19 protein-coding genes and 2 pseudogenes are annotated in these 23,250 nt (G+C 42.3%); 7 read left to right on the plus strand and 14 right to left on the minus strand.

The annotated features are described in order from the left end of the window. Positions 1 to 619 precede the first annotated feature (619 nt). The gene (locus NI467_RS12455) at positions 620 to 1,351 is read left to right on the plus strand and encodes a carbonic anhydrase (protein WP_253153236.1); all 732 of its coding nucleotides are present in this window, start codon (positions 620 to 622) and stop codon (positions 1,349 to 1,351) included. 103 nt (positions 1,352 to 1,454) lie between these two features. Here the strand turns inward: NI467_RS12455 and NI467_RS12460 are convergent, their stop codons facing one another. Both NI467_RS12460 and NI467_RS12465 read right to left on the minus strand, forming a co-directional pair. Then, positions 1,455 to 1,919, minus strand: a complete 465-nt coding sequence (locus NI467_RS12460; RefSeq protein ID WP_151204483.1) for a BLUF domain-containing protein — start codon at positions 1,917 to 1,919, stop codon at positions 1,455 to 1,457. 171 nt (positions 1,920 to 2,090) lie between these two features. Further along, a complete protein-coding gene (locus NI467_RS12465) occupies positions 2,091 to 3,794 on the minus strand; it encodes a M61 family metallopeptidase (protein ID WP_253153238.1) in 1,704 nt (567 codons plus the stop codon). 175 nt (positions 3,795 to 3,969) lie between these two features. On the opposite strand from NI467_RS12465, the gene NI467_RS12470 reads away from it, so the two are divergent. The 3 genes and pseudogenes from NI467_RS12470 to slyD all read left to right on the plus strand — a co-directional run bounded on the left by NI467_RS12470 (position 3,970) and on the right by slyD (position 6,361). Further along, a complete protein-coding gene (locus NI467_RS12470) occupies positions 3,970 to 5,283 on the plus strand; it encodes a D-alanyl-D-alanine carboxypeptidase PBP6B (protein WP_253153239.1) in 1,314 nt (437 codons plus the stop codon). A gap of 284 nt (positions 5,284 to 5,567) precedes the next feature. Then, a pseudogene (locus NI467_RS12475) lies at positions 5,568 to 5,742 on the plus strand (NAD(P)/FAD-dependent oxidoreductase); the annotation flags it as partial. A 136-nt stretch (positions 5,743 to 5,878) separates the two neighbouring features. Then, positions 5,879 to 6,361 carry a peptidylprolyl isomerase gene (gene slyD, locus NI467_RS12480; protein ID WP_151204480.1) on the plus strand — a complete coding sequence of 161 codons (483 nt, stop codon included), beginning with the start codon at positions 5,879 to 5,881 and terminating at the stop codon, positions 6,359 to 6,361. Positions 6,362 to 6,517: 156 nt separating this feature from the next. On the opposite strand, the gene NI467_RS12485 is transcribed toward slyD, so the two are convergent. The 6 genes from NI467_RS12485 to NI467_RS12510 form a co-directional block, all read right to left on the minus strand. After that, positions 6,518 to 7,294, minus strand: coding sequence for a M48 family metallopeptidase (locus NI467_RS12485; protein ID WP_253153242.1), 777 nt, complete (start codon positions 7,292 to 7,294; stop codon positions 6,518 to 6,520). Between the two features lie 112 nt (positions 7,295 to 7,406). Further along, complete coding sequence (locus tag NI467_RS12490; protein WP_151206750.1) at positions 7,407 to 7,715, minus strand: hypothetical protein; 309 nt, start codon at positions 7,713 to 7,715, stop codon at positions 7,407 to 7,409. 195 nt (positions 7,716 to 7,910) lie between these two features. Next, entirely contained in the window at positions 7,911 to 9,230 is a 1,320-nt protein-coding gene (locus tag NI467_RS12495) for an adenylosuccinate synthase (protein ID WP_151206749.1), read from the minus strand. 71 nt (positions 9,231 to 9,301) lie between these two features. Further along, positions 9,302 to 10,468: an ATP phosphoribosyltransferase regulatory subunit gene (locus NI467_RS12500; RefSeq protein WP_151206748.1), complete on the minus strand. Its 1,167-nt coding sequence runs from the start codon at positions 10,466 to 10,468 to the stop codon at positions 9,302 to 9,304. A gap of 1,024 nt (positions 10,469 to 11,492) precedes the next feature. Further along, positions 11,493 to 11,786: a hypothetical protein gene (locus NI467_RS12505; RefSeq protein WP_253153244.1), complete on the minus strand. Its 294-nt coding sequence runs from the start codon at positions 11,784 to 11,786 to the stop codon at positions 11,493 to 11,495. Positions 11,787 to 11,970: 184 nt separating this feature from the next. Beyond that, positions 11,971 to 12,999, minus strand: coding sequence for a type I glyceraldehyde-3-phosphate dehydrogenase (locus tag NI467_RS12510; RefSeq protein ID WP_151204474.1), 1,029 nt, complete (start codon positions 12,997 to 12,999; stop codon positions 11,971 to 11,973). Positions 13,000 to 13,384: 385 nt separating this feature from the next. On the opposite strand from NI467_RS12510, the gene alaS reads away from it, so the two are divergent. The 3 genes from alaS (at position 13,385) to csrA (ending at position 17,931) form a co-directional block, all read left to right on the plus strand. Then, the gene (gene alaS, locus NI467_RS12515; RefSeq protein WP_253153246.1) at positions 13,385 to 16,078 is read left to right on the plus strand and encodes an alanine--tRNA ligase; all 2,694 of its coding nucleotides are present in this window, start codon (positions 13,385 to 13,387) and stop codon (positions 16,076 to 16,078) included. 65 nt (positions 16,079 to 16,143) lie between these two features. Further along, positions 16,144 to 17,424: an aspartate kinase gene (locus NI467_RS12520; RefSeq protein ID WP_253153247.1), complete on the plus strand. Its 1,281-nt coding sequence runs from the start codon at positions 16,144 to 16,146 to the stop codon at positions 17,422 to 17,424. Between the two features lie 252 nt (positions 17,425 to 17,676). Further along, entirely contained in the window at positions 17,677 to 17,931 is a 255-nt protein-coding gene (gene csrA / locus NI467_RS12525) for a carbon storage regulator CsrA (protein WP_151204472.1), read from the plus strand. 88 nt (positions 17,932 to 18,019) lie between these two features. On the opposite strand, the gene rnhB is transcribed toward csrA, so the two are convergent. The 6 genes and pseudogenes from rnhB to NI467_RS12555 form a co-directional block, all read right to left on the minus strand. Beyond that, on the minus strand, positions 18,020 to 18,610 hold the full coding sequence (rnhB, locus tag NI467_RS12530) for a ribonuclease HII (protein WP_253153248.1): 591 nt from the start codon (positions 18,608 to 18,610) through the stop codon (positions 18,020 to 18,022). Positions 18,611 to 18,666: 56 nt separating this feature from the next. Beyond that, positions 18,667 to 19,041, minus strand: coding sequence for a hypothetical protein (locus tag NI467_RS12535; protein ID WP_253153249.1), 375 nt, complete (start codon positions 19,039 to 19,041; stop codon positions 18,667 to 18,669). Between the two features lie 850 nt (positions 19,042 to 19,891). Then, positions 19,892 to 20,242, minus strand: coding sequence for a hypothetical protein (locus NI467_RS12540; protein ID WP_253153250.1), 351 nt, complete (start codon positions 20,240 to 20,242; stop codon positions 19,892 to 19,894). Between the two features lie 64 nt (positions 20,243 to 20,306). Next, complete coding sequence (locus NI467_RS12545; protein ID WP_253153254.1) at positions 20,307 to 21,308, minus strand: adenosine deaminase; 1,002 nt, start codon at positions 21,306 to 21,308, stop codon at positions 20,307 to 20,309. 73 nt (positions 21,309 to 21,381) lie between these two features. After that, positions 21,382 to 22,704, minus strand: a complete 1,323-nt coding sequence (locus NI467_RS12550) for an NCS2 family permease (RefSeq protein WP_253153252.1) — start codon at positions 22,702 to 22,704, stop codon at positions 21,382 to 21,384. A gap of 410 nt (positions 22,705 to 23,114) precedes the next feature. Beyond that, positions 23,115 to 23,250 (minus strand): annotated as a pseudogene (locus NI467_RS12555) (IS982 family transposase); the annotation flags it as partial.

A 23,250-nucleotide genomic window follows, 5' to 3' on the forward strand; every position in this document is an offset into this window, starting at 1 on the left:
TCATCCGCAGATTATGCACGAATGCCAAGAAATCTGGAGTGCAAATATTAACCAAAAAGAAGATCGTTTTTTGATTTATGAAAGAGATCTATTTTAAGTTGAATAGGATGTGCTATCTGTATTTGCCGGCATAGTAACAGGCCTAAAGCTGCTACATAGATCTCAACTGAATCTACCTCCATTTAATATAATGGGTGTATATGAAATAAGAAAATCCTAGACCAGTGTCTAGGATTTTAACTTAAAAAACATATAAGAATTAATAACATAAAATATATTGTGCAGCTTAATATAATTGGTATTAGGTTAATTTCAGGGAAACTTAATCACGTTCTAATACAGCTTTAGGTGATGCTGATTAATCCGCTAGAGATAACTTTTTAGAAGAGCGGTAGTTTAAAAATTTTCTCTATTTTTAATGCATAGCAATAAGTTGGACTTTATTATCTATCTATTGGATAAAGTATTTTCTTTAATATTGGTTAAAATCAGCCCATACAAATGATAATTATGACTCATAAAAACATAGTTGTTTAATAAATAAACAGGCTTTTAAGTTTCCTTTTATATTACTGACTATAATTAAAATTCTTTTATCAACCTCAACATTGAGTTAAAAATGAAATTTAAAGCACTTATGGTTTTAACGCTCTTTGCGTCTAATGCAGCATTCGCTGGAGCTAATTTAGATTGGGGCTATGCAAATCAACAAGCACCCGAGCACTGGGCTGATATCAGTGAAAAATATGCTGCATGTAATGGTAAAAACCAGTCACCAATTAACATTGATCAAACTATAAAAGCAGAATTACCTCCATTGAAGTTCAATTATGTATCTAACTCTAAAAGCATTATTAATAATGCACGTACGGTACAAGTGAATTTCAACGAAGGTAATTACTTGTTATTAGACAATAAAAAATTTGAATTAAAACAATTCCATTTACACAGCCCGAGTGAAAATAGAATTCATGGCAAAACCTACCCAATGGAAATGCATTTAGTTCATGCATCACCAGAAGGTGAATTAACAGTGGTGGCCCTAATGTTTGAAGAAGGCAAAAAGAATGAAAAACTTGCTAAATTATGGAAGGAATTTCCTAAAACTGCAGGTGATACAAAAACTTTAAAACACCAAGATATAGCAAGTGCATTTTTACCAGAAAATCTTGATTATTATCGTTTTAATGGTTCATTAACTACACCACCTTGTTCAGAAGGCGTGAGATGGATTGTTCTCAAAGATGTTCAACAGGCATCAGCAAAGCAAATTAAAGCGTTCTCAAAATTAATGGAACATCCTAATAATCGCCCTATACAAGCTCAAAATGCCAGATTAGTACTCGAATAACTTTACAAATCTTAATTTTATAAAAATGGGAGCTTAAGGCTCCCATTTTCGACTTCATCTAATGTGTCTTATGTTCATTTTATTCATTCAAAGATGGGCTTTTTCAAATTGGATTTGAAGTAATTAAAGCTTTACTTTTTAATATAGAAAAATTATCAGCATGCTGACTGAGTAATTCTATAAAAGGGGGAATCGTAGAACTACTTAATAAGTAGGGATTAAAAATATCATTATGATTCTCTGAGAAAAAATCAACTACCTCCTGATCAATGTTGGCATATTTCATATACCAATTAGAAAAAAGATATGTATCGATTTTCTCAAGATAAAGAACTTCACAATTTTCATGACGTGGATCTTTTAAAATTTTATCATGAAAAAGATGTTTTACTTTATCTTCTTGCCCCTCTAGACATTGAACAAAGTAATCATTTCCATAATAAAGCGCCCCATAGATTTGATTCGCTCCATTAAACTTTAATGCTTCGGTTAAAATTTCATAAAGTTCAGACTTAGAATAAACTTTAGATCTGAACTTACTTACATATAATAATCGTATATTAGTCATTGGTAGTTCTTCTTAAGCTTTATAGACTTAAGTATATAATAGAAACAAATAATCCCCTATTTTTAGGGGATTATTTGTTGATTTAACATAAAATCTCTTGTGGGTAATGTTCGATCAAGACTGAATTAATACACCGCACCGGTTCTACCTTAAATTAATCCAGTTTACCAATTAAGCTTTTAACCATTTCTCAACTTTGGCCTGATCTTCAACTTTGAGTTCCACTTCTGTCAACTCAGAACCACCTGCCTGAACTTCAAAACGCATCAGCTCATCGCGGCGGAAAGCATGAACAGCATAACTCCCTTCTTGCTTCGCATATTTCTCTACAAGTTTAGTCGTCGCTTTCAAGCCATCAATCGCAACAATCACATCATGGGCAGATAAGCCAGCTGCCGCCCCAGTACCATTACGGCGAGCAGATTGAATCAACACACCTTCAGGTTTATCTAAGAGTTTCAGACCGAATGGGAGCGATTTGTCATTTTTCAGACTATAGCTCAGGCCAAACTCAGGGAAAAGCTGATCCAATGGTAACTCATCTGTCGTATTGATCAGGTGATTGATTTGTTCGACCCAGTCATCACCCGTGAGTTCCTGACAAAGTTCAAAGATCGTGCGCTCATTGACCTGAATACCGTTTTGCGCATTTTCATACAGCTTACGCATTAAAGCATCCAAACTTGAACCGCGCAGGCGCAGGCCTAGGTCCAGACACAAAGCGACCAGACAGCCCTTATTATAATAACTGGTGCCGGCATTATTCGTGTTTTCATCCTGACGATAGAACTTCACCCAGGCATCAAAACTCGACTCCGCCACAGACTGAACAAAACGTCCCGGATTTTGCAGATAACGGTCAATCTGTGCTTTTAATAAGCTCAGATAAGATTCCTGATTAATCACACCGCTACGCAGCAAAATCAGGTCATCATAATATGAAGTAAAACCTTCAAAAATCCACAGCAAAGAAGTATAGCCTTCTTTGTTCAGGTCATAATTAACAAAGTTCTCAGGGCGGATAAATTTCACTAACCAGGAATGAAAATACTCATGGCTGCACAGTCCGAGGAAACGCTGATAATCTTTGGAAGGCTGTTCCGGCTCATCCGCCTTAGGCAGGTCATCACGTGGCGTAATCAGGCTGGTCGAGTTCGGATGCTCCAGACCACCATAACTATTCCCGGTTGCCATGGTCATAAAGGTATAATTTTCAAAAGGAGCTGAGCCGAACATGGCGATTTCTGTAGCACAGATTTTTTCAATATCCTGCTGCATGCGCTCCACATTCATGCTGTGTTTACCTGATACAATAAACTCATGCGGAATGCCATTGGCCTCAAAACTGAAACGGGTCTGCTCTGCCAGCTCAAATGGTGCATCAATTAATTCGGCATAATTTTTAGCTTTAAGGGTAAAGCGGCCTTTGACCAGACTTTTGGCTTGCATGCCAGTAGCGAGCTGGAAATGCTTCAGCTCATCGGGCAGGAATATTTCCACTTCCACTTCTTCATGTTCATGGCCTTCCAGTCCCAGACAGGCGCAGGCTGGGTTTACATAAAGACGGTTCTGATCTACATAGGCACCACGCACCGACAAATCATAGGCATAAACATCATATTCCACCGTAATCAGTTCATGATCGGTATTAAATAAACGCCATTTGTTTTTTTCAAATTTCTGGATTTTTAGCTGACGGCCTGCCTCATCATAAGCCTTGACCGCTTCAATATGCTTGGAGAACTCACGAATCAGGTAACTGCCCGGAATCCAGGTCGGTAAAGAAAGCACCTGCGTTGGATCTGCCAAAAAGCGAACAGTTACGTGAATAAGATGCTGACGATAATCGTCAAATTCGATTTGATAATGCAACATAATAGGCGATATAAAATACAGATAAATAAGTTATGGCTTAGCTTAGCATTTTTTAGACCTGTATTGCTCGGCTGTCGCATTTGTCTACATTTCTGACTAGCTATCCTGAAAAAAAAGGCATAGCATGCCTAAAAATTAAATCGTTCATCGACCATCTGGTTATAAAGGAACATCTTTGAAATACATCATCTCACTGATTGCAGTGCTCAGTCTGTTTGTCCCTGCAATTTCGTATGCTGCCCTACTGAATATTCTTCCGGAAAGTGTAGAAGCAGAAGCCTGGACGATTCTTGATGCACAGTCTGGTCAAGTCATTGCCGAGCATAATGCGGATGTTCAACGTGCGCCGGCTTCGCTGACCAAAATGATGGTGGCCTATATTGTCCTCAAAGATATTCAGGCCGGGAAACTGGATAAACATACAGTTTTAACAGCGAGTCCTGTGGTGAAAACCATCATGTGGGATGAGTCGCAGATGTACCTAAAAGAAGGTGAGCAGATTTCCGTTGACCAGTTACTGGCTGGTCTGATTATCATGTCGGCAAATGATGCAGCAGTGACTTTAGCAGAAAAAGTTTCTGGCAATATCCCTAAATTTGTAGATCGGATGAATCAGGAAGCCAAAGCTCTGGGCATGGAACATACCTATTTTCAGAATCCGGCCGGTATTACCATGCCTCAGCATTATTCAACAGCAGCCGATCTGGCACGTTTGTCGATGGCGGTGGTGAATGAAACTCCGGATTATCTGTATTATTCCAAGCAGCCGAGTTTTAGCTATAACAACCATTTTCACCGCGCCACTAACTTGGTGCTCAAGCTTGATCCGAGTGTAGATGGCTTAAAAACCGGTTTTACTCGCGCTGCTGGTTATAATCTTGCCTTGACTGCTAACCGCTTAACCCATGATATTGAAATACCGAATCGTCGTCTGGTTGTGGTGGTACTGGGCAGCAAAAGCGCCCTAAAACGTGCGGAAATAGCGCATAAGTTGATGAATTTGGCTTATACCTACACCCGTAATGAAATTGCGATTAAAGATCAGCAATTATTGGCTGAGCTGCCAGTGATTAAATCAACTTTAAACATGTTTAAGGTGCAAACCAAGCAGCCGCAGATTGTGACCACTTCGCTCTATGACCAGCACTACACCATTGATCTGAACCAGTTTGATCAGGCCCAGCAACGTGTCATGCTCGATACTGGTAATGGTATTTTACAAAGTATCGAACCCTTACCAGAAACCCAGACCCACATTAATGTGGAAATTACTACACCTGAATTGATTGCCCCTTTGGCAGCTGTCGTGCCGTTAGCAACGGTACAGATCTACCAAAACAACCAGCTTATTCGTACCATCCAGATTGAAGATCGGGTCGATATTGAAGAGGCAAATATTTTTCAAAAAGCGTTCATCTGGTTAAAAAGCCTGTTCAGTTTCTTTACAGATAGTGCTCCTGAAGTAAAGCTTTATCCAATTGAAAAATAAACCCACCCTATTTAGCTTTGAATATTCTGACTAGAAGATAAGCATGTTATCTTCTAGCTTTCTTCTCTCTTTTCCTACTTATAATTCTAAATTTTAGGGAAAAACGTTTTTCTGAATCACGCTTATAAAACTACTACGTTTTATAATTTTTCTAACAATTTTACTTAAGACCGGTTCAAGCCCATGCATACTATAAGCATTCCATGGCTACTGTATTTGCACGAGAAACATAAAAACAAGCAGGTTAATCATATAACCGCGCGTAAAAATCATCATAATAGCAAAAAGTGGGGGGCGAATTATTAGGACAGGTCAATGTGTCAGGTTTTATGGCTAAATTCATAGATATCCTTATATCGACTTCATCAGGCTACTATTCATGCTTATGCCCATGCAGGCCTATTCATCGCTAAAGATTTTGTTACAGGTAAAATTTCTCCAAAGCTAAAATTGCATTGAAATACAGAAATTTGTCCTCATTATTTAAAAAATCGTCATTAAAAAGGTCAAATTGCATTTTTTTGCTAATTTTAGTCTACAAAAATACAATTTCACTTTATGATGTACCCTTAAGAAAATTGAATGGATCAATAACATGACTGCTATTGCAAATGACCTCGTGGTTTCTTTCCACTACACATTGACTAACGCAGAGGGTGAAACTCTCGACAAATCTCAAGGTGAACCACTTGCCTATTTGCACGGTGCAGGTAACATCATCCCAGGTTTAGAAAAAGCTCTAGAAGGCAAAACCGTAGGTGAAAAATTCACTGTGAATGTTCCTGCTGCAGAAGGTTATGGCGAATATAACCCGGATCTGGTACAAGAAGTACCTAAGCAAATGTTCCAAGGTGTAGACAATATTCAGGCAGGTATGCAGTTCCAGGCTCAAACTGATGATGGCGTTCAAATCGTAACTGTTAAAACAGTTGAAGGCGATAACGTTATTGTTGATGCAAACTTCCCGCTTGCTGGTCAAGATTTGACTTTTGAAGTTGAAATTGTTGAAATCCGTGAAGCTTCTCAAGAAGAACTGGATCACGGTCACGTACACGGTGCGGGTGGTCACAACCACTAAGATCATCCGATCTTAAGTTAAGCATAAAAGGCAAAGTATTTTACTTTGCCTTTTTTATTTAATATCTACTTCATTTTAAAATAAATCACCATAAAAAAACAGAGCCTGTGCCCTGCTTTTTAAATTCCCCTGATCTTACTGGACCAGAGCCTATGATCATTTATGCTGATTATAAATCTGCATGGCAGCTGGCAGATTCTGACGCATCGCAGCAATACGCTGTGCATTAGATGGGTGAGTAGACAGGAATGTTGCTCCTGTGCTACTACCTGAAAGCTTGTTCATTTTTTCCCACAAGCTAATCGCTGCATTCGGATTGTAGCCCGCACGTGCCATCAAGCCTAAACCACCTTGGTCAGCTCGGCTTTCAAGATTGCGTGAATATGGCAAGCCTATACCGATCTGGCTGCCTAACTGAGCAACGGCTGCTCCACCCTGTCCAACCCCTGCTGCACTCAGGCCAATGCCTAGTGCCAGATCAGTCAAGGCTTGCGCACCGATTTTCTGCTTAGAATGTTCTTCTAGCGCATGCACCATTTCATGCCCCATAATTGCGGCAATTTCAGCATCAGTCAGATTCAACTTGGTCACAATACCAGTATAAAATACTACCTTGCCACCTGGCGCCACAAAAGCGTTTACCTGGTCAGATTTAAGTACAGCCAATTGCCACTGAAATGCTGTACCCGTCTGATTCATCTGGTTCGCATAAGGCTTTAAACGGTTAAATACCGTATTGATACGTTTATAAGTAGCAGAGCTGGTGTCCAACTGGCCTTTTGCTCTGGCATCTGTCACCATGGCATTATAACTTTGTGAAGCGGTGGCATTTAAAGTGACCGTGTCTGCGCCCGCCATATCCGCAATAGTTGTACAACCCGACAAAGTAATAGCTGCTGTGGCACTCATCGCGCATAAAAGTTTATTTTTCATTATAATCATTTCCACCTTAAGCAAACGCTAATTGATCTTGTAAAAAATTATAATTGAAAGATTGTAACAACTAAACGTTGATTTACTTCATCTTCTTATAATTTATGTAATTTTAACCCCAATACTGTATGGCCAGCCAATAGACCAGACAGGCGACATTTAAACCCAAATACAGCTGACAGAGCGGTCTAATTTTCTCTTCCAGAACGACACTTTTACGCTTAAAAAACAGTATCCCATTTTGCAGCAAAATTACCGGTACCAACACACAGGCAATAATGACACTTAAACCAATGAATGCACCATAAATAATATCAGGGTCTTGGGTTTGGGCACGAATAATCAGCATGGCAATGGTCGGAGCACCGCCCATGGCAAACAGCAGTGAATAGAACATGGTTCCTGAAATATTTTTATGCATCCTGCATTCCAGATTTTATCGTGCTCTTATTCTAGCAAGGCTTCACGCTTTACACATAACAGAATAAATTAACTTTAGTCTGAACAAGACCATGATTTTTAATATTCTCAAACTATTTTAAAGCCTGAAAAATAATATTTTTCTATAAAAAAACCCTGTGAATCCACAGGGTTTTTTTATCATTCTTGGCTTAAATTAAGCTTCAAACGGGTGGCGAAGAACAATAGTTTCTTCACGGTCTGGGCCTGTTGAGATGATGTCGATTGGACATTCAATCAGCTCTTCCAGACGTTTCACATAGTTGATTGCTGCTTGTGGCAACTGGTCTAGCGATTTGGCTCCGAAAGTTGATTCTTTCCAGCCTGGCATGGTTTCATAAATTGGCTTTAAGGTTTCAAATGCCAGCGCATCAGAAGAACCTACACAACCCGAATCAGCCGCCTCATAACCCACACAAATTTTCACTTCTTCCAAACCATCCAGAACGTCAAGTTTAGTTAAGCAAATACCAGAAAGGGAGTTAACCTCTACCGAGCGGCGCAGGATTTCTGCATCAAACCAGCCACAACGACGCTGACGGCCTGTAGATGCACCAAATTCATTACCTACTGTACCCAGGTGCTTACCGATAGCATCCCCTGTATCATTGGCTGCATCATAGATCAGCTCAGTCGGAAATGGGCCTGCACCCACACGGGTTGTATATGCCTTGGTAATACCCAATACATAGTTCAGATGTAATGGTCCTAAACCTGAACCAGAACTTACACCGCCCGCAGTCGTGTTTGAAGAAGTCACGTACGGATAAGTACCGTGATCTACGTCTAGCAGTGAACCTTGTGCGCCTTCAAACATAATGTTGTCACCGTTTTTACGGTATTTGTGCAATTCGCCAGTGACGTCAATTACCAGCGGTGCCACAACTTCACGCCATTGGTCACAAAGTGCCAGCACATCCTCAAGTTTAACTGCATCTACACCGTAGAATTCGGTTAACTGGAAGTTATGGTATTCAAGCAGCTCAGTCAGCAGAGCGGTCAGATGCTCGCCACCACGAACCAGGTCAGCCACACGGATTGCACGGCGAGCCACTTTATCTTCATATGCTGGACCGATCCCGCGACCTGTTGTACCAATTTTCGCATTACCACGCTTTTTCTCACGCGCCTGGTCAAGTGCAATATGGTTCGGCAGGATTAATGGACAGTTTGGAGAAATACGTAAGCGCTCTTTAACTGGTACACCTTCTTTCTCAAGAATATCCATCTCTTTGATGAGGGCTTCAGGAGAAAGAACCACACCATTACCAATTAAGCACAGTACGTTTTCACGTAAAATACCAGATGGAATGAGGTGTAATACAGTTTTCTTACCACCAACCACGAGAGTATGACCTGCGTTATGTCCGCCTTGATAACGAACTACCGCAGCCGCTTGATCTGTGAGCAGGTCGACGATCTTACCTTTACCCTCGTCGCCCCATTGGGTACCAAGTACCACAACATTCTTGCCCATAATAGCCTCATTACATCATGCTGTTAAAATTGAAAGCTTTGCTCAGCGACATGAATGCTGAGCCTAGCGATTTAAATGGTTTTGACAGTCCATTCACCGTTTGCATTCACCAGCTGGTGAGTGGCATACGGAATTGAACTCAATTCATCATTACCTAATAACTGAATCACGTTTAAGCCTTGAGCGCGCGCATTTTGAATGGCCGCCACAAGTGCTGTATCGGTGCCTTTTGGCGCTACGACAACCTGTATGGCTTTAAATTTACCTGTGCTCAATGCATATAAGTCGCACGAGAAACCTGTTGCAGGACGTGCACGACCAAAGTGTCGACCAATTCCGTCATAACGCCCACCTTGTGCCAGTGCGGCAGCACGATTCGGCGCATACACAGCATACATCAGGCCAGTATGGTAATGATATGAACGCAGCTCCACGACATCCACACCGATGTGTAAATTTGGCCAGCGGGCCTGCACTTCATTTTTCGTACTGAATAAAGCTTCAAAGGCCTGTTTAAAGTCTGGGTTTGCCAGCACGTCTTCACTTAAGTGGGCTTGCAATGCATCAAGATCACTTGCATAACGGCCCAATGCATAGAAATCTTGTCCGAAATTCAAGCCTGCAGTGTATTCCTGCAGTTCTGGCAAGGCTTTACGCTGGTAAAGATCAGACAAACGTCGCTCATCTGCTTTAGTTAGACCGGCTTGCGCTACCATACTACGGAATAATCCGACATGACCCAAGTCCAGGTGAATCCCTTCAGCCACACCAGCTTCCTGAATCAGGCTGATCATCAAATCAACCATTTCCACGTCAGCATCAATACTGTCTGAACCGAACAACTCCGCACCTAACTGCAAAGGCGCACGCGTGGTATTAAAACCCTGAGGCTTGGTATGAAGTACTGTACCTGCATAGCAATAACGCGCCACGCCTTCTACTGGATGTACATGCGCATCAATACGTGCCACTTGTGGTGTCATATCGGCACGCACACCAAGCAAACGACCTGAAAGCTGGTCGATGACTTTAAAAGTGGCCAGATCTAAATCTTGATTCGATTCTGAAAGAGAAGAAAGAGATTCGATGTATTCAATAAATGGCGTGTAGACCAGCTGATAACCTCGAGATGCAAGGAAATCCAGTGATTGACGACGCATAGTTTCAATGACTTGCGCTTGTTCTGGTAATACATCAGCTACACCATCAGGTAATAACCATGTCTCTGAAATGGGCATGTTGTAAACCTAAATTCTTGTCAGCGCGGAACGAATCCGCATAAAAAAATCGGGAACACACCCGATTTCTCCTAGTCTAACACGATAGTTTTGCCTATGCATCGCAAATTTTATAATTTTCGCAGTCGACTTAGGTTAATCACCCTCGCGCCTAGACCAGATCAGAGCGAGCTGAATAAATGAGCCATTCAAAAAATTAAGCGTTTTACATACGATCCTGATTCTATTCAATTTTATAGATAAAATAGATATTTATGCCAAACAGGATCATGAGCTGTGTACGATTCCGTCTTGTTGCCTTATGAACTGTCTGCAATCCAAATACCCCTGCAATTCCTACGCAAAATCCAGTAGCCAGAGATTCTTCCACTCAGAATAATGAAGATAGCACCCAGATTTCATCCAGATGGCCAGAGGAAGATGACAATAAAACTGAAACTCCGGTAGTAGGCTTTAAACTTGGGGTTCCACCGATCAGTCAGTGATATGCAATTTATCGAGCTGGAACGACTTAGGTAGCAAGACTTAGGTACAAATAGGTATAAGTCTAGACCAAGTTGTCGCAACCAATGGTTACGGCGTAGATAAGCAACACAAAGTCACCTATATCTTTACTCCTGTTAATTCATCACAAGCGGTATCATGCAACTGGATAACCGCGACAGGATGAATAGCGTAAGCTTAAAAAGTTTAAAGACTCTATTGAAAAACATAGCTAAAGGCGCATCAGCAATCAAAAAAATTGTGAATAATCAGTATGCCGAATGTCTCACACCAGATGGCGACAGCTGAAATTAGTGCTTCATATATGAGTTTTGATCTCAATATCGACTATTAAAACAGGGCGCTCAGCAAGATCTTTAATTCTCAGCTGCCATAACAAATTGAGCCGGCGAATACCGAGACTGCTTCCTTCTAAAGTTTCTAAAATTATTTAAAGGGTGATCTTCGGGAAAAACTTCCCGAATATTTTCCAAAACAAATCGGGTAACCTTGGCCACTTTTTAAATGGATTTATTTCTTGTTATTTTTTCAGATCAACCACTTGTGCCAGCAAACTGACCAGCTCGGCATTTTGTAGCTCCACTTTTTGTAACTTGGCCGTAGTCTGATCCAGCATTTCCTGCTGTACATGCATTTTCTTTGCCAGATCCTGAACGATTTCCAAGGTCTTTTTTAAATTTTCCTCTAAATGTGCCACCTTATCTTCAACTGATACCCCCTGTACAGCAGTTGAATAATCATTATTATTGAATTGCAACCAGATCAGAAAAATGACAGCCACAGTCAATAGTATAATAAATCCCCAAATCAACATCGTATCGTTGCTCTTATTTCATTTAATTATCCTTATCTTAACCAAAAAACCTGTAGTTCATAGAGCTTTTATACATAAATCCAGTGCTTTTCGATCAATTGCTTCACTCCTGTTCTGCCGCTCTGTTTGTTATCTGCCTTTTAATCAAAAAGCACCCGGTTCAGGGTGCTTTTGTAAAATAAACTTAATGTGACTGAAAAGACTCACAGAGGTCTAATAAACGGTTGGCATACCCCCATTCGTTATCATACCAGGCAAAGACTTTGGCTTGATGCCCAACGACCAGCGTCTGGGTCAGGTCTACGATCAGCGAATAAGGCGAATGATTGAAATCCGAGGATACTAAAGGCTCATCAGTGACGGACATAATCTCGGCAAAGTCTTGACGCGCCGCCTTGATCAGCACTTCATTTAAGTTGTGCTCAGTAATCGGTAACTGAGAAATAAAGGTCAAATCAATTGCAGCCACATTAATGGTGGGCACCCGTATTGAATATCCATCAATCCGGTCAGTCATTTTCGGCATGACCTGTTTTAAGGCACCGAGCGCACTTGAAGTGGTTGGAATAATATTCTGTCCCGAAGCCCGCGCACGTCTTAAATCACGATGCGCCTGATCCAGTACACTTTGATCTGCGGTGACGGCATGAATTTCTGTCATCAGGGCGGTATCTATCCCAAAGGCATCATCAATGATTTTCACCAAGGGAACCAAAGCCTGTGTGGTACAGGAAACACTGGAAATGATCTGGTCAGACACTTTGACCTCATGATGGTTAACGCCATATACAATCGCGGCATCTACCGTATCGAAGGGTGCCGCCCCGATAATCACACGTTTTGCACCGGCATGAATATGCTGGGTTGCAGCTTCACGGGAACGGAACAGACCGGTACACTCCAGCACCACATCGACTTCCAGGTTTTTCCACGGCAACTGCACCGGATTGGCCTGGCATAAGACCTGGACTTTTAAGCACGCCTCTTGATAGGCAACATGCAGATAAATATGTTCAGCATCATAGCTTAAGTCCACCTGTCCAGGAAAACGGCCATGCGTTGAATCATACTTGAACAGATGCAGTAAAGTTTCGACATTGGCAATATCGTTAATGGCAACAATCTCAAAATTAAAAGCTTTCGGATTTTCAAACCAGGCACGCAGCACATTTCGTCCAATACGCCCAAACCCATTGATTGCCACTCGTTGCATGACCTAACCTTTTATGTGCCGATATTAAAAACGCTTCTATATTAATGGATTTCTCTCACAGTACCGCAAAAACTTTAGGGAAAATAGGAATTTTCGATGTTTCCATTTCCGATCAAACAGACCGTATTCAGAAATCCTGTTTTTCCACCTGCTCAAAAAAGCCTGAAATGTCATATTCTTCTTTATAAGTTTTGATTTGGAAAATCTCCGGCCTGCCCCTGCAAATAAATCATAGCAATTGATTTTAAAATGATTGGTCGAACAGGCATTTTCCGTTATAATTTGGCGTTTTTAAAAATTTAAGCCTGCACGGCAGCAAAGAACTTACCCTCTTGTCAGACTGTCCTGCTTTTAGCCAAACCAGAAATTATGGAGTGACTTGGTTGTGAGTACTCGTTTTATGACATCAGCTGAAATTCGTGAAGCATTTTTGCGTTACTTTGAATCGCAAGGGCATACACGTGTCGCTTCGAGTTCTCTGGTACCGGCCAATGATCCTACCTTGCTGTTTACCAACGCAGGGATGAACCAGTTCAAAGACTGCTTCCTAGGGCTTGAAAAGCGTGACTATGTGCGTGCAGTGTCATCACAGAAATGTGTCCGTGCTGGCGGTAAACATAATGACCTGGACAACGTTGGCTATACCGCACGTCACCATACTTTCTTTGAAATGCTGGGTAACTTCTCTTTTGGTGATTACTTCAAACGGGATGCGATCAAATTTGCCTGGGACTTCCTGACAGGTGACGACTGGCTGGCACTGCCTAAAGATAAACTGTATGCCACTGTTTACCACACCGATGACGAAGCCTTCGACATCTGGAACAAAGAAATTGGCCTAGATGCAAGCCGTATTATTCGTATTGGTGATAATAAAGGCGAAAAATACGCATCAGACAACTTCTGGGCGATGGGTGACACCGGTCCTTGCGGTCCATGTTCTGAAATTTTCTTTGACCATGGCGAGCATATCTGGGGCGGCTTGCCAGGCACACCTGAAGAAGATGGTGACCGTTTCATTGAAATCTGGAACAACGTCTTTATGCAGTTCAACCGTACGGCAGATGGCGTGCTTCACCCGCTTCCAGCACCTTCTGTAGATACCGGCATGGGCCTGGAACGTATTTCTGCTGTTCTGCAACATGTGAATTCCAACTACGAAATTGACCTGTTCCAGCACTTGTTAAAAGCTGCGGCTGAAATCATTGGTCTGGATACTGCCGCACTTCAAGCTGAAGCTGCTGATAAAGGCACGCCAGTTCAGTACCCTGCTTCATTAAAAGTCGTGGCTGACCATGCCCGTTCTTGCTGCTTCCTGATTGCTGATGGTGTCAATCCATCTAATGAAGGCCGTGGCTATGTACTGCGCCGTATTATCCGCCGTGCGGTTCGTCACGGTAACAAGCTGGGTGCGACTGGCGCATTCTTCCATAAAATGCTGCAACCTTTAATTGAAATCATGGGTCAAGCTTATCCTGAACTTGAAGCAAACAAAGCACGTATCGAAGCTGCATTGCTGAAAGAAGAAGAACAGTTTGCAAAAACACTTGAACAAGGTTTGAAATTACTTGAAGGCGAACTGGCAAACCTAAAAGGTTCAGTTATTCCGGGCGAAGTAGTATTCAAGCTTTATGACACCTACGGCTTCCCGACCGACCTGACTGCAGATATCGCGCGTGAGCGTGATTTGACTATTGACGAAGCTGGCTTTGATGTCGAAATGGCTGCACAACGTCAACGTGCACGCGATGCAGGTAAATTTGCCATCGACTATAACAGCGTGGTTAAAGTTGAAGGTGAAACCCAGTTTGACGGCTATGATGCCACTCAAGGCCAAGGTCAAATCATCGCGATCTATAAAGATGGCGAACAGGTTGATGAAGTGGTTGAAGGCGATGAAGCACTCATCGTACTCAACCAGACACCGTTCTATGCAGAAAGCGGTGGTCAGATTGGTGATACAGGACTCTTCAAAAACGACACAGGCATTTTTGAAGTACAAGATACCAAAAAATCGGGCGGTGCATTTGTACACCAGGGTATTGTGACTATGGGTAACTTAAAAGTTACTCAAAACGTAGAAGCAACAGTGAAAGCGGACATCCGTGCAGCCACTGCACGCAACCACTCTGCAACTCACCTGTTACACGCTGCCCTGCGCCAAACTCTAGGTTCACACGTTCAACAAAAAGGTTCCCTGGTTGCCTCTGACATCTTGCGTTTTGACTTTGCCAATGACCAGCCTGTAACATTTGAACAGCTGCAAGAAATTGAACGTCTTGTGAATGCGGAAGTAATTGCCAACACTCCCGTGACCACTGAGCTTCTAGACATCGAATCAGCCAAAGCCAAAGGCGCAATGATGCTATTTGGTGAAAAGTATGGTGATGAAGTTCGCGTACTTTCTATGGGCTCAGTGATTGATGAGAAAAACTTCTCGATCGAACTGTGTGGCGGTATTCACGTCAAACGCACAGGTGACATTGGCCTGTTTAAAATCACCTCTGAAGGTGGTGTCGCAGCGGGTATACGTCGTATCGAAGCAGTGACCGGCACTAAAGCGATAGAAGTGGCGCAAAAAGCAGATCGCGACATCAACACCATTAATGGTCTGTTAAAAGCACAGAAAGATCAAACGATTGAAAAAGTTGAAGCACTGGTAGATACAGCATCCCGCCTGCAAAAACAGATTGAACAGTTCAATCAAAAGCTGGCGAACTTACAAGCGGGCGAACTGTTAAGCCAGGTTCAAGAACTTGCTGGTCGCAAAACACTGATTACCACTGTTGAAGGCGTGGATGCCAAATCACTCCGCAACTTACATGATGGTGTGAAATCAAAATTAGAAAATGCAGTCATTGTGCTTGCAGGTGTAGAGGGTGACAAGGTCAGCTTGATCGCATCTGTAGCGAAGGACTTTACTGCGTCTATTAAAGCAGGTGACATCATCAAACATCTGGCGACTGAGCTAGGCGGTAAAGGTGGTGGTAAACCTGACTTGGCACAAGGTGGCGCGCCACTTAACGAGAAGTTTGCTCCTGTCATGGCTGATCTGTCAGCCTGGCTGCAAGCAAAATAAAAAACTTCATTTTGTGTAACTGACTCTGATAGGTACATCAGGGTCATGGTTTAGATGGAACAACTATGGCATTAATCGTTCAAAAATATGGCGGTACCTCAATGGGTACTCCCGAGCGCATTTTAAATGTTGCTCGTCGTGTGAAGCGCTGGCATGACCATGGCCACAAGGTGGTTGTGGTTGTATCTGCTATGAGTGGTGAAACCAACCGCTTGCTTGCTCTCGCGAAGGCCATTACCGAAACCCCTGACCCACGTGAGCTTGACCAGATGGTTTCTACGGGTGAGCAGGTAACGATTTCCATGTTGGCGATGGCGCTCAACTCAATTGGCGTGGCAGCGACCTCCCTTACCGGTCGTCAGGTTGGTATTAAAACTGACAGTTCGTTCACCAAGGCACGTATTGAGTCTATCGATACCGCCGTGTTGACCGAGAACCTTGATGCAGGCCGTGTAATTGTGGTTGCAGGCTTCCAGGGTTTTGATGCCAATGGCAATACAACCACTTTAGGCCGTGGAGGTTCTGATACCTCGGGTGTTGCCCTTGCTGCTGCATTAAAAGCCGATGAATGCCAGATTTACACAGATGTTGACGGCGTGTATACCACGGACCCACGTGTTGCACCTAAAGCAAAAAAAGTAGACCGTATTTCTTTTGAAGAAATGCTGGAAATGGCGTCTTTAGGCTCTAAAGTTCTACAGATTCGCTCTGTTGAATTTGCAGGCAAGTACCAGGTACCTTTACGCGTATTATCAAGCTTTGATAATGAGGACGATGGCGCATTTGACGAAGACTTCAAAAGTAACGTCGGAACTCTTATTACTACTGAATCGGAAGACAATATGGAACAGCCAATCATCTCGGGTATCGCATTTAATCGTGACGAAGCAAAACTGACTATCTTAGGTGTTCCTGATGAACCCGGTATTGCGTCTAAAATCTTGAAGCCAATTGGTGATGCCAATGTCGAAGTGGATATGATTATCCAGAACGTTGAAGAAGATGGTACAACGGACTTCACCTTTACTGTTAATCGTAGTGAACTGGCCAAAGCCAAAGCTATTTTGGAAGAAACAGCCCGTGCAATTGGTGCACGTGAAGTGGCAACTCGTGATGACATCGTAAAAGTATCGATTGTTGGTGTAGGCATGCGCTCTCATGCAGGCGTGGCCAGCAAAATGTTCACTGCTCTGGCGGATGAAAGTATCAACATCCTGATGATCTCTACATCTGAAATCAAAATTTCTGTGATCATCGAAGAGAATTATCTGGAGCTTGCCGTTCGTTCACTTCACACTGCCTTCGGTCTAGACCGCGAACAAGGTGAATCTAACGCACGCGCTTAAGAGAACCTGCAAAATACTGCGTTTGTCTGACAGTATTTTATAAATCTCTACAAAAATGCAGAGCCACTATAGTTTTTTTTATAGTGGCTCTGTTATATTAAGCCTAAGGAATTTTTTGTAAATTTGGACAGATTCAAATCTGTAGCTTAGCTAACAGGCTTTTTTTTAGTTCAAATTTTATTTTTGTGATTTTAGGTTGTGTTTTTAGTACATCAATAAATTGCAGGTTTTGCGTTTTGCAAGGAGAAAAACATGCTGATTTTGACTCGACGTGTCGGGGAAACTTTAATGATTGGAGACCAGGTCAGTGTGACTGTACTTGGCGTAAAAGGTAATCAGGTTCGTATTGGGGTCAATGCTCCGAAAGAAGTCTCTGTGCACCGTGAAGAGATTTACCAACGTATCCAGCATGAACGCGCGATGCATGAACATCTTCAACATATCGATCAGGATTATCAACCTTCGTATGAAGATGAAAATCAGACACCAAATAACTTTAACCGTTAATTAAGTGTCCATTATAAAGCGGCTTTAAAGCCGCTTTAAATTTACCTGCCTTCGCTTTTATGCCGTTTAGCCCAGTATAAATCAAGATTTAAACTGCTTGCTGCTGCTCAAGTACAGCTGCCAAGACTTTCTTTACCGGCCCGAAACTGCGGCGGTGTTCATCAATTACACCGTGTAAAGCAATGGCTTCAAAATGCGCTTTGGTCGGATAGCCCTTATGTTTGGCGAAACCAAATTGCGGATATTTCTGGTCCATCTCCAGCATCTGGCGATCACGGCTGACTTTAGCCAGAATACTGGCTGCGGAGATTTCAGCATGTAAAGCATCTCCTCCTACAACCGCCTCACAACTCATCATCAGACCTTGGGGGACTTTATTACCATCCACCAGCACATGATCCGGCTGGAGATTTAAAGCTTCTACGGCACGGCGCATCGCCAATAATGAGGCCTGTAAAATATTGTGTTCATCAATTTCAGCTGCTGACGCCTCTGCAATGGCCCAAGCCAAGGCTTTTTCCTGAATTTCGATAAAAAGCTTTTCCCGTTTCTTTTCACTGAGCTTTTTAGAATCGTTCAAGCCTTCAATCGGATTATCCGGATCCAAAATTACAGCCGCAGCCACCACCGGTCCCACCAGTGGACCCCGCCCTGCTTCATCTACACCAGCAATTTTCATTTCATTTCCCATAAAAATAGGCTGTACCTGTCAGCCTATTCAAATTTCATTGCCGCTTAGTTTACAGCTTCTGCGACACAGGCGTGAATCGTTTTTGCTACGACATTGCTTACAATTGTTGCTCGCGCAGCAGGATCAATAGCGGCTGTTGCCAAATCAACGGCTGTCACGCTTTGTGGTGCTTTTTCACTCACACAGCCACAGATTTCTGTCTGGACTTCCTGTTTTTGCGTAGCCGTCATCAATCGGGTGACTGTCTGCCAAGCAGGTACATTATTCAATTCAGTTGTACATTTTGCATTGATTGCAATTTTTAAGGCCGCTGTACCCAATTGCTGGCTTGTGCTTGGCTGGGTGTTCTCTGGACCTGTAGCTGCACATGCAGAAAGAAGCAGAGCCAGGGGAGCCATCACAGCTAATATTTTTTTCATCAGGATGTCCTTTTTCAAATAGAAAAATATGGGGTATTGTGCCGAAATTCCAATGATTAAGGAATCTAAAAATAACAAAACCGCTTAGACTCTGTTAATCATTCACCTGTTTGCGAAGTAAGGAAGATATCTCGCAAGATTTTTTAGCTGATATAAGGAAAGAGGCAGGAAATTGAGTCATTCTAAATGAATGTCTCATAATGAGGTAGCAGTAAAAAAACATGCTCATCCTCCTGCGCTATGAACAAAGCGATGCTTTGTTCTTGCTTATATAGCTAAAAATTTCTCAGATTTTATGAAGTCTGACAATAGTCTCGATATTTCCTAGGTTTCATGCCTGATCTGCTCAATTTTAGCTTATAGCGCCAGCCGCCATTCATCAAAGAGAACAACCTAATCTACAGCCAGCCAAATGCGACATGAAAGCGACGGACAGCCTTGCAGATTTGGAATTGCTTCTCTCCTCTGTGTTTGACACGGATCTGGCTATCTTTCCAACTTGGTAATAACAGCATACAAAGCAAAATATCACCCGCCTACAACATAGTGGCTGGCTTTATATTTCATGTTAATTGTCCTGCATCTTACTGGTTTCCCATATCACTAGAGCTTGGGCTAGGCGCGTGTCTTATATTTATTTAATGTGCCTGCTCTGATTTCATAAAACCCAGCCAGGACTAGTATTGTCAAACCACTAGCTATCTGGCTATCCTGAATGCTGGCAGTCTGATTGCTCAGTCATATTACAGTGGCGATCAAACATCAATTTTTCGATAAAAACCATGTGCGGAAGAGCATGACAGCCCCCCCAATAATTGCAGAATCAAATAAATAGCTCTAACAACTCAGGCTATTTATTTTGAAGATACTCAGTGGCACAGCCTTTTAGGCTATTGGCAAGCGCCTGCTTGGTCAGCTCAGCCTTAAGTTCCTCATCCACAGTGGCTTTTAATAAGGTCGTAGCCGGTATCTCTTTCAGCGCATGTTCACCAACGCAGCCACACACCTCTTGTTCCAGTTTTTGCTGCTGTAATTCACTCATCAGATAAGTGCTTATTTTCCAGACTTTAGAACTTTTCAGCTCTTGGCCACACTGATATTCAATGACAGGCTTCAGGGCTTTCCGGGCCATACTGGTATCGCTACAGGCAGAACTCATCAGGGTAGCAGCAATCATTGGCCACAATAATTTTACTTTCATGTTCAATTCATTCAATTGAGCAAGCAAAGACAGCGTATATCCTGTCTTTTGCAGGCTTTAGGTCTTAGGCGAGTGCATGAATCTTGCTAATCCATTGGTTTTTTTCAGTCTCAGACATAAATGAAGCTTCAAAAGAATTAATCGCCAACTGTTTCAATTCCTCTTGGCTTAAATCCAGCGCTTCAGTAATAGCAATGAAATTATCATTCATATAGCCACCAAAATAGGATGGATCATCTGAGTTGACAGTGACATGCACACCCTGCTGCAATAGACGGCGGATATTATGCTGCTGCATATTCTCTACTACACAAAGCTTCAGATTGGACAATGGACAAACCGTCAGTGGCATTTTTTCAGCGATCAGGCGCTGCATCAGTTCCGGATCTTCTTCTGAACGCACGCCATGGTCGATACGGTTGACTTTTAACAGATCCAAAGCCTCCCAGACATATTCTGCCGGCCCTTCTTCACCCGCATGCGCCACCACCAGAAAACCAGCTTCACGGGCTTTGGCAAAGACACGTTCAAATTTAGCAGGCGGATGCCCGACTTCACTAGAATCCAGCCCTACAGCAATGATTTGATCTTTATAAGCTAAAGCCTGCTCCAAAGTTTCAAATGCAGCCTCTTCGCTTAAATGACGTAAGAAACACATGATTAAATGTGAGGTGATCCCCAGCTTGGTTTTTGCATCTTCACAGGCTTTTTGCAAACCGTTGATTACCGTTGCAAAGGCAATACCCCGGTCAGTATGGGTTTGCGGATCAAAGAATATTTCGCTATGCACCACATGATCTTCTGCACATTTTTCAAAATATGCCCAAGCCAGATCATAAAAATCCTGTTCATCAATCAGCACATTTGCGCCCGCATAATAAATATCTAAAAATGATTGTAAATTATGGAAATTATAAGCCTGTTTAACTTCCTCAACCGATTGATATGGAATGGCAACTTTATTACGTTGCGCAATTGCAAACATCAGCTCAGGTTCAAATGTTCCTTCAATATGCACATGCAGCTCCGCCTTAGGCAAAGCACGGATCAACTCAAGATGATTCATCATGATTCCTCATAAATCCCGAAAATAAAAAAGGGCGCAAACCGAGTTTACACCCTTTCCAAATATAGAAAAATTAACCGCCAAACATCGCAAATTTAATGGCCCACAGCACAGCGACAATCCATACCATATAAGGTACGGTCTTCGCTTGACCGGTCAGGAGCTTGATCAATGCATAGCTGATAAAACCCATTGCAATACCATCTGCAATTGAGTAGGTAAATGGCATAAATACAATGGTTAAAAATGCTGGTACTGCTTCTGTAATATCGTTCCAGTCAATATGTACGATGCCCTGAATCATCAATACACCCACAAACAATAAGGCAGGTGCAGTGGCAAATCCGGGCACTGATTGTGCCAATGGAGCAAAAAACAGACAGGCAATAAATAACAGGCCAACAATTACTGCGGTTAAGCCGGTACGACCACCCGCTGCGACACCTGCAGAAGACTCGATATAAGGGGTTGTAGACGATGTACCCAATGCAGCGCCGGCAACAATGGCGGACGAGTCGGCAAATAATGCTTTTTTCAAACGTGGCAACTTGCCATCTTTTAGCAGGCCTGCGCGATGAGAAACGCCAACCAACGTACCAGTTGAGTCAAACAAGTCGACTAAAAAGAAGACAAAAATGACACCAATCAAGCTTGCGGTAAACAAGCCTTCAAAGTCCATTTGCATGAAGGTTGGAGCAATCGAAGGTACCGCACCTACAACGCCTTTAAACTCGCTTAAGCCCATTGCAGCAGAAATTGCGGTTAACACCAGAATACTGATGATAATTGAACCACGCACTTTAAAGTGATGCATGACCACCACCATCAGGAAACCAAATAAAGCCAGCAATACTGAAGGTTGTTTTAAATCTCCCAAACCGACCAGAGTAGCCGGATTATCAACAATGATTCCTGCATTCTTGAGGGCAATCAGCGCCAGAAATAGACCAATACCCCCACCAATCGCCAGTTTGAGCGACATTGGAATCGCATTTACAATTGCCTCTCGAATCTTGAACAGGCTGATTGCAATAAAGACCAGCCCCGAGACAAATACCGCACCCAATGCGGTTTGCCAAGGCACTCCCATTCCCAGACAGACAGAATAAGTAAAGAAGGCATTGAGTCCCATACCCGGTGCCAGTGCAATCGGATAGTTTGCGATTAAACCCATCACAAAACAGCCAATAGCCGCTGCAAGACAGGTTGCAACAAAGACAGCCCCATGATCCATCCCGGTTTCGGATAAAATCATTGGATTGACAATAATGATGTAACACATGGTTAAAAATGTAGTTACACCAGCCAGAACTTCTGTACGGAAACTGGTTTTGTTCTCACTCAGCTTAAACAGACGTTCCAGCATATTTTCTGAAGATGGATTAGGAGTCGCCATGACCTAGCCCCTATGAAGTAAATTTTATGCTTTGAGCATGCCGCCAGATTCATGAGATTTCATTAAATACCTCATTAATCTTAAAGATCTGTGAGCAATAAATATGCCAGCATTACTCTCTGACGGATCAAAATATTTCAACAGCAACAGTAGAAGGACCGCGCCATAAACACCCAAAAACAACTTAAACAAAAAAGCTGCATAACTTTTATGCAGCTTTTTCCTCATCCGGATCAGACATTTAAAAAGCTAAAAGCCGACCCAAATTTATATTTTCAGATTATAACACATTGATTTCTTATTACTTCTTTGATTTTATAATTTATTAAAATTCAAACTGTCCAGCTTAAGTCTTTTCTTAATTTTGTCTTATTTATTATTTATTTATTTTTAATTAACCCGGATCCTGTTTAAGCCGATGATTCCTTAATTTGAATTGTTGGCTTATTTGGATAGGTTAATTGATATGCACATAGTGAGGCGTAAATTCCACTCAGAAATCCATGAAGACTACGTGCTTTACTCGTCACTAAATTGTATTGCCCC

It is taken from the genome of Acinetobacter sp. S4397-1 (assembly GCF_024129285.1).
Classification (GTDB): domain Bacteria; phylum Pseudomonadota; class Gammaproteobacteria; order Pseudomonadales; family Moraxellaceae; genus Acinetobacter; species Acinetobacter lwoffii_C.